The following is a 12,131-nucleotide window of genomic DNA, read 5'->3' as shown; positions in this document are numbered from 1 at the left end:
AGGAGACCGAGCGGTGGCGGGGGCTGAACCGACTTTCTACACGGCAATGCGAACCAAGGACGTGCTCGAGGCTTATGCCCGATGGGCGCCCGTCTACGACCTGGTCTTCGGGCCGATCCTGAAATCCTCCCGCAAGGCGGCGGTGGCGGCCCTGCCGCCCGATGCGGGCCGCGTCCTGGAGGTGGGCGTCGGCACGGGCGTGTCCCTGCCCGACTATCCCCGCCATATGCGGGTGGTCGGCATCGACCTCTCCGCCAGCATGCTGGCCCGCGCCCGGGCGCGGGCGAAGCGGGAGGGCCTGACCCATGTCGAGGGGCTGATCGAGATGGACGCGTCGCGCCTGGCCTTTCCCGACGACAGCTTCGACGTCGCCATGGCGATGTATGTGATGACCGTCGTGCCGGACCCGGCGGGGACCATGGCCGAGATGCGCCGGGTGGTGCGGCCGGGCGGCCGGGTGCTGGCGGTGAGTCATTTCGCCTCGGACGCGCCGGCCCGCCGGGCCTTGAGCTCGGCCCTGTCGCCGCTTGCCCGCCTGATGGGCTGGAACACGACGATCTCCGCCTCCCGGCTCGCCGCCGTGCCGGGTTTCCGGCTGGTGTCCGACAGGGCCGTCGGGATCTTCGGCTTCCACCGTCTGCTGGAGTTCGAAGTGGTGAAGTAGCACCCCGCCGGTGCCGGAGCACCGACCGCCGACAGTTACCCGGCGAAACGGGCCGAATACAACCGCGCCCCGGCAACGGACCACGATCTTCCGCAAAAGGATGGCAGCATTTCTTTATTATTAGGGATCACATATTCGCCAAATTGCCGGATAGGCGCCGCAAAATTGCGCCAAAGCATGGTTACCGCTCGGATGCGCCCGCTGGGCGTTTCCTCCCCGGACTGGGGCCGCTCTTGCAGCGGCCCTTTTTTCTCGGCCGATCCGGCAATGCCGGCTTGACGCGCCGGCGTCAGCGGCTCACCAGGCCGCGGATAGCGGCCGCGACCTCGCCGAAGGCAGCCGGCTTGTCGATGCGGGGCAAGCCGCGCAGCTCCGGGATATCGGCCTCGAAGGCGCCGGAATAGACCATGATCGGGACGCGCCGGTTCTGCAGGTCGCGGACCAGCGGCACGCAGGACCCGTCGACCAGGACCGCGTCGACGATCGCCACCGCCGGCACCGCTTGGTCCAGGGCGGCGATGGCCGCCGCGCAGCTGGCGAAAGGACCGGCCACGGCATAGCCGGCATCGGCGAGCTCGTCGTGCACGGCCACGGCCAGGATCGCTTCGTCCTCCACCACAAGGACCGTCGGCCGCCCGCCGTCGTCCACGCCCGTTCTCCCCCGATGGCCGTTCCGGCCGGGACCAGTCGAGCTTCGATCCCGCCGCCGCGCACCACCATAAGGGAGGACGCCGGCGTCTGCCAGCCATCCGTGCCGGGTTGTCCGGCCCGCATCCTCGTCCCGCTCCGGGAATGACCTCGCCAGGTGCGGCCGGTGCCTCTCGTCATTCCAAGACGGAGCAAAGCGGGTGGCCTCCTTTGCTCGCGGGCCTGCTCAGGACGCGACGTGCTGGGGCTTGCCCTTGCGCCTGGTCGAAGCCATGCGCTCGAGTTCCTTCTCGCTCATCGACTTGACCATCGACTTCGAGGCGCCCTTCAACTCGCTCACCTTGCGCTCGCCGCGCTTGGCCGCGAGCGCGGCGCCGGCGGCCATCTGCTGGGCCTTGGATTTGGCAGGCATGACGTGCTCCATCGCTCGAGGCGTGGCGCCGGAAAGGCGCCCGCATCCTCGGGCTGAACCGCGAAAGCCACGAAAATGTTCGCGCGATCCCCTCTCGGCCGGGCCCCGCGCGCGCCTGCGATCATCGATCGGGCAAGTCGTCCGAATAGGGACAGGCAGGTCTTCCGAACGACGCCGGGCAAATATTTTCGGGGTCACGCCGTGCCGATTCCACGCCATCCGCGTTGATGACCCTGGAGGCCCGTTCAGCGATGTCCGACGTGTTCGTCCGCAAGCTGGAGCAGGTTGCGAGACTGTCCCCTGCCGACAGGAAGGCGCTGCGGGTCGCGGCCTCGGGACGTCTGCGCAGCGTCGGCGCCCGCGAGGACGTGGTCCGCGAGGGCGACCGGCCGCGCGCCATGACCGTGTTCCTCTCCGGCTGGGCCTGCCGCTACAAGATGATCGAGGACGGCCGGCGGCAGCTGCTCGCCTTCTTCGTGCCGGGCGACTTCTGCGACCTCAACATCTTCCTCCTCGACGAGATGGACCATTCGATCGGCACGATAACCCCCGTCACCGTGGCCGAGATGTCCCGCGAGCAGCTCGCCGGCCTGATGGCACGCCATCACCGGCTCAGCGCGGCCTTGTGGCGGGACACGCTGGTCAAGGCGTCGATCCAGCGCGAATGGACGCTGAACCTCGGCCAGCGCAACGCGCTGGAGCGCGTCGCCCATCTCGTGTGCGAGCTCTACGTGCGGCTGAGGGCGGTGCGCCTTGCCGATGACGGCCTGTGCGAGATGCCGATCACCCAGGCCGACCTCGCCGACGCCACCGGGCTCTCGCCGGTCCACGTCAACCGGACCCTCCAGGAGCTGCGCCACAGCAACCTGCTGGCCTGGAAAGGCAAATCGCTCTACGTCCCCGATTTCGACGCGCTCGCGGCGACGGCGCTGTTCAATCCCGCCTATCTGCATCTGGGGCAGATCGGGCACCATCCCGATGCCGACGACCGGGCGGCCGCGCATGGGCTGACGGGTCGGGCCGGCCCCGCCGCTCCCCCTGCCATTTGAGCGCGCCCGTTCGCGCGCCGGTCGTCGCAGGCTGGGTTTAACCCAGGTTAGCGACGGCTCGGATCGCGCCGGCTATCCTGACGTCAGGGGCGGATCGAACCAGGAAGGCCAGATTTGACCGAAAGCACCGTCCAGCGCGCCGCCATCCCCAAGCCGCCGAAGGATCCGGACGCCCGGCTGTGGAGAGCCGAGCGGGTCGCCAAGCCGCGCCGCTCGCGGCTCGGGATCGAGACCATGTGCCATGCGCTGCTGCGCCGCCTGCCCGGCATGCCGCCGATCGACCGGGTGGTCGTCGAGATCACGCCTTGCGACGGCCGAGGACGGACCTGGACCGTGGCGGATCTGGAGCCTCGGCAGGGCGCCGGGGTCCTGGACCGGGCCCGCACCGCCCTGGATCCCTGGCGCGACCGCTACGACATTCTCTGACGCCGCCAAGCCCCGCGGCGCAAGCGAACGAACACCGAAAATGCCGCACGCTGCGCCGCGCCGCGCGACGGCGGGGCCTCCGTCTCCGGAACAATTTCCCCAGTCGAAAGTATAAACGAGACCATCAGCCAGGCGCGATCTGCAATCGCCGCCTCCCTCCGACCTGCAACGAGTTCGGTTGGCATGCACAGCATCTATTTTGCCTACCCGTCTCTCCTGAAGACCAAGGACGACTGGAGAGATGCGTTCGCACATGGAACCGACCTCGGCTTCGACAGCTTCGCCTTTCCGCTCGAGCACGGCGATATCTTCTGCGACGATGTCGGCTCAGCGGTCGCACTGCCGGATATTTCCGCCCTCGCCGCCGGCAGGGCGAAGCTGCTGCTCGACCTGCGAATCGACCGGGTTGCGGCGGGGAGCGAGGCGGCTCGCCATTTCGGCCTGGACGGCACCGGCGCCACCGCGCGCGATCCCCGGCATGCCCCCGGGGCGCGCGGCTTCCTGCCGCTGCGTTTCGACGACCCGGCGCTGGGTCGCGACTGGGCGGTGCTGCTCGCATCCCGGCTCGCGCGGCTGGCCGCGTCGGGCATCGCGGGCTTCCGCTGCATCGCTCCGGACGCGGTGCCGACGGCGATGTGGCGGACGCTCCTGGCCGCCGCCCGCGGCGAGGGCGTCACCAATGCGCTGTTCCTCGCCGCGCCGACGCCGGAGGCCCTGGCGCCGCCTCTGGCCGACGCCGGCTTCGACGGCCTGATCGTGCCGGCCTCGACGATGCTGGCCAAGGCGCCGCCCGCCGGCCTCGCCGACCTGCTGGGCCGGTTCCCCCGCGTGCTCGCCAGCCCGGAGACCCCGTTCGGCGAGCGGACGGCGCGCGCGAGCGGCGACCTCGAGATCTGCCAGCGCCAGGCTCTGCTGCGGCTGTGGACGGCGGCCTCGGTGTTCGACGGCGTGCTGGTGCCGATGGGCTTCGAGCTCGGCGCCCGCGAACGCGTGCCCGAGGCCGGACCGGCGCGGACGCAGTGGCGGCGCCTGAAAGCCGGCAACGATCCCTTGCTGGCGGACGAGACCGCCCGCGCCAATGCCTATCTCGCCGGCCGGACGGAGCCGGCCGGCAGCCGCGCGCCGGTGCTGCTCAGCCCCGAGACCGCACCTGTCCGCGTGATCGCACGCCGGGACGCGCCGGACGGGGAGACGCTGCGGCTGATGCTGGCGAACCGCGCGCTGGACCGGCGGGCGCAATGGCTGGCAGCCGATCTGACGACGGTGTTCGGCGCCTATCTGCCGCTGCGTGACATTACCGGCTCGGCACCCGAGATCGCGCCGGACGCCAGCGTGCGGCTGCGTCCCGGCGAGGTGCGGATCTTCGAGGGACGGCGCGGCAGGCCGGTGCTGGTGCCGGCCGCCGCGGACACGGCCGCCGAGGCCGTCGCGCGGCCTCGCCTTGCGATCGAAGCGGTGACCCCCTCGGTCGACGGCGGCCGCTACGCGGTCAAGCGCGTGGTCGGCGAGCTCGTCACGGTCGAAGCCGACCTCTTCGGCGAAGGCCACGATGCGATCGCCGCGGCGCTGCTCTGGCGCGCCGCCGACGAGACCGGCTGGCGCGAGGCGCGCATGCGTCCGCTCGGCAATGACCGCTTCGGCGCGAGCCTGCCGCTGGAGCGCCTCGGCCGGCACCTCTTCACGATCGAGGCCTGGCGCGACGAGTTCGCCATCTTCCGTGCCGAGCTCGCCAAGAAGCACGAGGCCGGCCTCGCCGTGCCGCTGGAGCTCGAGGAGGGCCGCCGCCTGGTGGCGCGCACCCTCGATGCGGCGTCGGGCGCGGCGGCGGCACGGCTCAAGCCGATCGCCGCGGCGCTGGCGGAGGCGGGCGATGCCAGGCGGCTGGCGATCCTCACCGCGCCGGAAACGGGAGAGGCCATGGCCGCCGCCGATCCCCGCCCCTTTCGCGTGCGCCGCGAGCCGCCCTTCCCGATCGACGCCGAGCGCCGGGAGGCGGCCTTCGCCAGCTGGTATGAACTGTTCCCGCGCTCGCAGAGCAACGATCCCGCGCGCCACGGCACCTTCGCCGACGTCGCCCGGCGCCTGCCGGCGGTGCGGGCCATGGGATTCGACGTCGTCTATTTCCCGCCGATCCACCCGATCGGCACCAGCAACCGCAAGGGCCGCAACAACAGCCTGAAGGCCGGCCCGGACGATCCCGGCAGCCCCTATGCCATCGGCTCGCAGGCCGGCGGCCACGATGCCATCCATCCCGAGCTCGGCACGGTCGAGGATTTCCGCGCTTTGGTGGCGGCGGCGCGCCGGCTCGGCCTGGAGGTTGCGCTCGACTTCGCCATCCAGGCCTCGCCCGACCATCCCTGGCTCGGGCAGCACCCGGAATGGTTCGACTGGCGCCCGGACGGCTCGATCCGCTACGCCGAGAACCCGCCGAAAAAATACGAGGACATCGTCAACGTCGATTTCTACACCGAAGGTGCCAGGCCCTCGCTGTGGGTGGCGCTGCGCGACGTCGTCCTCACCTGGGTGTCGCACGGGGTACGACTGTTCCGGGTCGACAACCCGCACACCAAGCCCTTCCCGTTCTGGGAATGGCTGATCGAGGATATCCGGCGCGACCATCCCGACGTGGTGTTCCTGGCGGAGGCCTTCACCCGGCCCAAGGTGATGTACCGCCTGGCCAAGATCGGCTTTTCCCAGAGCTACACCTACTTCACCTGGCGCAACACCAAGCGGGAGCTGACCGATTATCTCACCGAGCTGACGCGCGAGGCGCCGGGGGCGTTCTTCCGGCCGCATTTCTTCGTCAACACGCCGGACATCAACCCCGACTTCCTGCAGGACGCGCCGCGCTCCGCCTTCCTGATCCGCGCGGCGCTGGCGACGACGCTGTCGGGCCTGTGGGGCATGTACAACGGCTTCGAGCTCTGCGAGGGCCGCCCCGACGCCAGGAAGAAGGAATATGCCGACAGCGAGAAATATGAGCTGAGGGCCTGGGACTGGGACAGGCCCGGCAACATCGTCGCCGAGATCGCCGCCCTCAACCGCGTCCGGCGCGAGAACCCGGCCCTGCACTCGCATCTCGGCCTCGCCTTCGTCCAGGCCTGGAACGAGGCGGTCATCTCATACGAGAAGGCGACGCCGGGGCGCGACAACGTCCTGCTGATCGCCGTCAGCCTCGATCCCCATGCCGTGCAGGAGACCGATATCGAGGTGCCGCTCTGGCGCTTCGGCCTGCCCGACCACGGCACTATCGAGGCCGAGGACCTGATACGCGGCGGGCGCGAGGCCTGGACCGGCAAGATCCGGCGCATCCGCCTCGATCCCGCGGAGCTGCCCTTTTCGATCTGGAGGCTGAGTCATGCCGGAGGGTTCTGACATGGCGAGACGATCCGTCACGCCGCTGGCCGACGATCCGCTCTGGTACAAGGACGCGGTCGTCTACCAGCTGCACGTCAAGTCGTTCTTCGATGCCAACAATGACGGCATCGGCGACTTCGCGGGGCTGATCGCCAAGCTCGACTATATCGTCAGCCTGGGCGTCAACACCGTCTGGCTGCTGCCCTTCTACCCCTCGCCGCGCAAGGACGACGGCTACGACATCGCCGACTATCGCGACGTCAGCCCCGATTACGGCACCATCGCCGAGTTCAAGGCCCTGGTGCGCGCCGCCCACGAGCGCGGCCTGCGCGTCGTCACCGAGCTCGTCATCAACCACACCTCGGACCAGCACCCCTGGTTCCAGCGGGCGCGCACCGCACCGCCGGGCTCGGCGGCCCGCCGGTTCTATGTCTGGTCCGACACCGACCAGCGCTTCCCGGAGACGCGCATCATCTTCCTCGACACGGAGAAGTCGAACTGGACGTGGGATCCGGTGGCCGGCGCCTATTTCTGGCACCGCTTCTATTCGCACCAGCCGGACCTCAACTTCGACAACCCGCGCGTGATGCGGGAGGTCCTGAGCACCATGCGCTACTGGCTCGACATGGGGGTCGACGGGCTCCGGCTCGATGCCATCCCCTATCTCATCGAGCGCGAGGGCACCAACAACGAGAACCTGCCGGAGACCCACGCCATCCTCAAGCGCATCCGCGCCGAGCTCGACACCCGCTACGCCAACCGGATGCTGCTGGCCGAGGCCAACCAGTGGCCGGAGGACACCCAGCTCTATTTCGGCGAGGGCGACGAGTGCCACATGGCGTTCCACTTCCCGCTGATGCCGCGCATGTACATGGCGATCGCCAAGGAGGACCGCTTCCCCATCACCGACATCATGCGCCAGACGCCGGAGATCCCGCCCAATGCGCAATGGGCGATCTTCCTGCGCAACCACGACGAGCTGACGCTGGAGATGGTGACGGACCTGGAGCGCGACTATCTCTGGGAGACCTACGCCGCCGACCGGCGGGCGCGCATCAATCTCGGCATCCGGCGCCGGCTGGCGCCACTGCTGCAGCGCGACCGCCGCCGCATCGAGCTGATGAACGGCCTGCTCCTGTCGATGCCGGGCACCCCGGTGATCTATTACGGCGACGAGATCGGCATGGGCGACAACATCCATCTCGGCGACCGCGACGGCGTGCGCACGCCGATGCAATGGTCCGAGGACCGCAACGGCGGCTTCTCGCGCGCCGATCCCGGCAGCGTCGTGCTGCCGCCGAACATGGACCCGCTCTACGGCTTCGAGGCGATCAATGTCGAGGCGCAGGCGCGCGACCCGCATTCGCTGCTGAACTGGATGCGGCGCATGCTGCTGCTCCGGCGCAACCACCAGGCCTTCGGGCGCGGGACGCAGCGCTTCCTCTATCCCGGCAACCGCCGCATCCTGGCCTATCTGCGCGAATACGAGGGCAAGACCATCCTGTGCGTCGCCAACCTCGCGCGCACGCCGCAGGCCGCCGAGCTCGACCTCTCCGCCTTCGCCGGCTGCGTGCCGGTGGAGATGACCGGCCCCTCGCCGTTCCCGCCGATCGGCCAGCTCACCTATCTCCTGACCCTGCCGCCCTATGGCTTCTACTGGTTCGAGCTGCTCTCCAACCAGCAGGCGCCGGGCTGGCACTACGAGCCGCCGGAGCAGTTGCCGGAGTTCCAGACGCTGGTGGTGCGCGACAGCCTGCGCGAGCTGCTCGGCGAGCGCCACACGGCCACGATCCTGCACGACATCCTGCCGGACTACCTGATGCGGCGGCGCTGGTTCGCTTCCAAGAACAAGGCCCTCAGCGCCCCGCGCATCGCCTATGCCGTGCCCCTGCCCGACCGGCCCGAGATCATGCTGACCGAGATCGAGATCGGCACCAACGGCCAGACCGAGCGCTACCTCGTCCCGGCCTGCATCGCCTGGGAGGACGCCTCCCCGCCGCAGCTCGCGGCCCAGCTGGCGATGGCGCGGGTGCGCAAGGGCCGGCGCGTCGGCTACATCACCGACGCCTTCGCCATGGAGCAGCTGCCGCGGGCGCTGGTGGAAGGCCTCCGGCACGACCTCGCCTTCGAGACGCCCGACGGCACGATCCGCTTCCTCGGCACTGAGCGGGCGCGGACCATGCCCGACCTCGCCGACACGGCGATCCGCTGGCTGGCGGCCGAGCAATCGAACAGCTCGCTGATCGTCGGCAACCTCGCCATGGTCAAGCTCATCCGCCGCGTCGTCCCCGGCCTCCATCCGGAGGCGGAGATGACGCGCCATCTCACCAGGGTCGGCTATGCCAATGCCGCGCCACTGCTCGGCGAGGTGGTGCGCGTCTCCAGCGACGGCGTGCCGCACACGCTGGCCATCGTCCAGGGCAACATCCCCAACCAGGGCGATGCCTGGACCTGGATGCTCGACAACCTCAAGCGTGCGGTCGAGGACGCGGCGCTGACCGCCGAAGGCGTGGAGGCGCCGGAGGGCAGCTTCACGACGCTCGGCGTCTTCGTCCGCACCGTCGGGCGGCGGCTGGGCGAGCTGCACGCGGCCCTGGCCTCGGACCGCTCCGACCCCGACTTCGCGCCGGCGACCGCGGGCAAGCGGGATACGGCGCGCTGGGCGAAGGAGGCCGGAGACCTGTTCGAGGCGGCCTGCACGGAGCTGGCGGCCGCCACGAGGATCCTCGAGCCCGCCGACCGGGCACTGGCCGAGGCGCTGCTCGGCGACCGCAAGATGCTGGCCAGGGAGATCCACGCCTTGGCCGGCGCCGGCACGGGCATGCTGACGACCCGGGTGCACGGCGACTTCCACCTCGGCCAAGTGCTGGTGTCGCAGGCCGACGCCTACATCATCGACTTCGAGGGCGAGCCGATCCGTCCCCTGGCCGAGCGCCGCGCCAAGACCACGCCGCTGCGCGACGTCGCCGGCTTCCTGCGTTCGCTGGACTATGCGGCGGCCTCGGTCGATCTCTCCGGCCCCGGCGCTGCGCCGCAGCCGGTGCGCGACCGGCAGATGGCGTTGCTGACCCAGTTCCGCCAGGAGGCGAGCCGTGCCTTCCTGGAGGGCTATGCGGAGGCCGTGGCCGCCGAGCCCGCGCTCGGCCTCTGCGCCCCGGGCGGACCGGTGCTCGACCTGATGCTCGTCGCCAAGGCCGCCTACGAGCTGGTCTACGAAGCCACCAACCGGCCGAAATGGCTGCCGATCCCGCTGCGCGGCCTGGCGGCGATCCGCGAGAGGCTGTCGGAAGGGAGGGGGGCGCCGTGATGCAAGGCCAGGATGCGATCGCCGGCATCGGCGCCGACGCGCTGCAGGCCCTGGTCCAGGGGCGCCACGGCGACCCCTTCGCCCTCCTCGGCCCGCACGCGGTCGACGGCCGGCCGGTGGTGCGGGCGCTGCTGCCGGGCGCGCAGGGCGTCGAGGTGGTGGCCCGCGAGGATTCCTCCGGCCGCCTCGGCACGCTCCACCTCGTCCATCCCGGCGGCCTCTTCGCCGGCGGGATCGAGCAGGCAGTGCCGTACCGCCTGCGCATCCATTGGCCCGATGCGGTGCAGGAGACGGAGGATCCCTACAGCTTCGGCCTGCTCTTGGGCGATCTCGACCTCCACCTCTTCGCGCAGGGCACCCACTACCGGCTGGGCCGCTGCTTCGGCGCCCAGCCGACGGTCGTCGACGGCGTCGACGGCGTGCGCTTCGCCGTCTGGGCGCCGAATGCGCAGCGGGTCTCGGTCGTCGGCGACTTCAACGTCTGGGACGGGCGTCGCCATCCCATGCGGCTGCGGCCGGAAGCCGGCGTGTGGGAACTGTTCATCCCCCGCGCCGGCCCCGGCACCCTCTACAAATACGAGATCGTCGGCCCGGACGGATCGCTGCTGCCGCAGAAGGCGGATCCGGTGGCGCGGGCGAGCGAGGCGGCGCCGGGCACCGCCTCGATCGTGGCGCGGACGGCGCCCCTCGACTGGACCGATGCGGCCTGGATCGAGGAGCGGCCGCGCCGCCAGGGCCTTGACGCGCCGATCTCGATCTACGAGGTGCATGCCGGCTCCTGGCTGCGCATCGCCGAGGACGGCATGCGCAGCCTGAGCTGGAGCGAGATGGCCGAGCGGCTCGTGCCCTATGTCCAGGAGATGGGCTTCACCCATGTGGAGCTCATGCCGATCGCCGAATATCCCTTCGGCGGCTCCTGGGGCTACCAGCCGCTCGGCCTCTACGCCCCGACCGGCCGCTACGGCCCGGCCGAGGATTTCGCCTATTTCGTCGACCGCTGCCACGCTGCCGGCATCGGCGTCATCGTCGACTGGGTGCCGGCGCATTTCCCCAGCGACGTCTGGGGGCTCGCCCGCTTCGACGGCACGCCGCTCTACGAGCATGCCGACCCGAAGGAGGGCTATCATCCCGACTGGAACACCTTCATCTACAATCTCGGGCGCAACGAGGTGAAGGGCTTCCTCATCGCCAGCGCCCTGGAATGGCTCGAGCGCTACCATGTCGACGGGCTGCGCGTCGACGCGGTCGCCTCCATGCTCTACCGCGACTACAGCCGCCGGGCCGGCGAATGGGTGCCCAACCGCCACGGGGGCCGCGAGAACCTGGAGGCGATCGAGTTCTTCCGCCACCTCAACAGCATCGTCGCCGAGCGCCATCCCGGCGTCCTCACCATCGCCGAGGAATCGACCGCCTGGCCCGGGGTCACCGCGCCGCCCGGGCAGGGCGGCCTCGGCTTCTCCCTCAAATGGAACATGGGGTGGATGCACGACACCCTGCTCTACATGGGCAAGGACCCGATCCACCGGTCCCATCACCACCACGCCATGACCTTCGCCATGGTCTATGCCTATTCCGAGCGCTTCGTGCTGCCGCTCTCCCACGACGAGGTCGTGCACGGCAAGGGCTCGCTGATCGGGCGGATGCCGGGCGACGTCTGGCAGCGCTTCGCCAACCTGCGGGCCTATCTCGGCTGGATGTGGGGCTTTCCCGGCAAGAAGCTCCTGTTCATGGGCGGCGAGATCGGCCAGTGGCGCGAGTGGGACAGCGAGGGCTCGATCGAATGGGACCTGCTCGACGCCCCGCTGCACCAGGGCCTGCAGAGCCTCGTCGCCGACCTCAACCGCGTCTATGCGCGGGAGCCGGCGCTGCACGCCACCGACAACGCGCCGCCTGCCTTCCGCTGGGCGGCGGCCGACGACAGCATAGCCTCGGTCTACGCCTTCCTGCGCGGCCACGGCGACGGCCCGTTCGTTCTGACGGTCAGCAACATGACGCCGGTGGTCCGGCGCGGCTACCGCGTCCCCGTCCCGCGCGGCGGGCCCTGGGCCGAGATCCTCAACACCAGCAGCCGGGCCTATGGCGGCGACGACACCGGCAATGGCGGCGAGGTGCATGCGGACGGAGACGGCGAGGCCTGCACGCTCAGCCTGATCCTGCCGCCGCTCTCCACCCTGTTCCTGCGCAGCCCGGGCTGAGCGCCGGCAGCAGCCCTCAGGGCGCGAAGGCCTGGATGAACTGGTCCCGGTCGATCGGCTTCTCGAACACCGG

8 protein-coding genes are annotated in these 12,131 nt (G+C 70.3%); 6 read left to right on the top strand and 2 right to left on the bottom strand.

Annotated features, from left to right (window positions below; all coding sequences use genetic code 11):
- Positions 1-13 precede the first annotated feature (13 nt).
- Positions 14-664: a class I SAM-dependent methyltransferase gene (locus QO011_RS29875; RefSeq protein WP_307280584.1), complete on the top strand. Its 651-nt coding sequence runs from the start codon at positions 14-16 to the stop codon at positions 662-664.
- 289 nt (positions 665-953) lie between these two features.
- On the opposite strand, the gene QO011_RS29870 is transcribed toward QO011_RS29875, so the two are convergent.
- Positions 954-1,313, bottom strand: a complete 360-nt coding sequence (locus tag QO011_RS29870; protein WP_307280582.1) for a response regulator — start codon at positions 1,311-1,313, stop codon at positions 954-956.
- A 225-nt stretch (positions 1,314-1,538) separates the two neighbouring features.
- Positions 1,539-1,724, bottom strand: coding sequence for a DUF3008 family protein (locus QO011_RS29865; RefSeq protein WP_307280579.1), 186 nt, complete (start codon positions 1,722-1,724; stop codon positions 1,539-1,541).
- A gap of 251 nt (positions 1,725-1,975) precedes the next feature.
- On the opposite strand from QO011_RS29865, the gene QO011_RS29860 reads away from it, so the two are divergent.
- From QO011_RS29860 to glgB, 5 genes are all read left to right on the top strand, one after another.
- Positions 1,976-2,773 (top strand): Crp/Fnr family transcriptional regulator, encoded by a 798-nt coding sequence (locus QO011_RS29860; protein ID WP_307280576.1) that lies wholly within the window; start codon positions 1,976-1,978, stop codon positions 2,771-2,773.
- A gap of 114 nt (positions 2,774-2,887) precedes the next feature.
- The gene (locus tag QO011_RS29855) at positions 2,888-3,199 is read left to right on the top strand and encodes a hypothetical protein (RefSeq protein WP_307280574.1); all 312 of its coding nucleotides are present in this window, start codon (positions 2,888-2,890) and stop codon (positions 3,197-3,199) included.
- 183 nt (positions 3,200-3,382) lie between these two features.
- Entirely contained in the window at positions 3,383-6,574 is a 3,192-nt protein-coding gene (locus tag QO011_RS29850; RefSeq protein WP_307280571.1) for an alpha-1,4-glucan--maltose-1-phosphate maltosyltransferase, read from the top strand.
- Between the two features lies 1 nt (position 6,575).
- Positions 6,576-9,863 (top strand): maltose alpha-D-glucosyltransferase, encoded by a 3,288-nt coding sequence (gene treS, locus QO011_RS29845; RefSeq protein ID WP_307280568.1) that lies wholly within the window; start codon positions 6,576-6,578, stop codon positions 9,861-9,863.
- Positions 9,863-12,058 carry a 1,4-alpha-glucan branching protein GlgB gene (gene glgB / locus QO011_RS29840; RefSeq protein ID WP_307280888.1) on the top strand — a complete coding sequence of 732 codons (2,196 nt, stop codon included), beginning with the start codon at positions 9,863-9,865 and terminating at the stop codon, positions 12,056-12,058. Before treS ends, glgB begins: the two co-directional genes overlap by 1 nt.
- Positions 12,059-12,131 lie beyond the last annotated feature (73 nt).

The organism is Labrys wisconsinensis, from assembly GCF_030814995.1.
Lineage (GTDB): Bacteria > Pseudomonadota > Alphaproteobacteria > Rhizobiales > Labraceae > Labrys > Labrys wisconsinensis.
The sequence above is the reverse complement of the archived record's forward strand: the minus strand, read 5'-3'. Positions and strand labels throughout refer to the sequence as shown.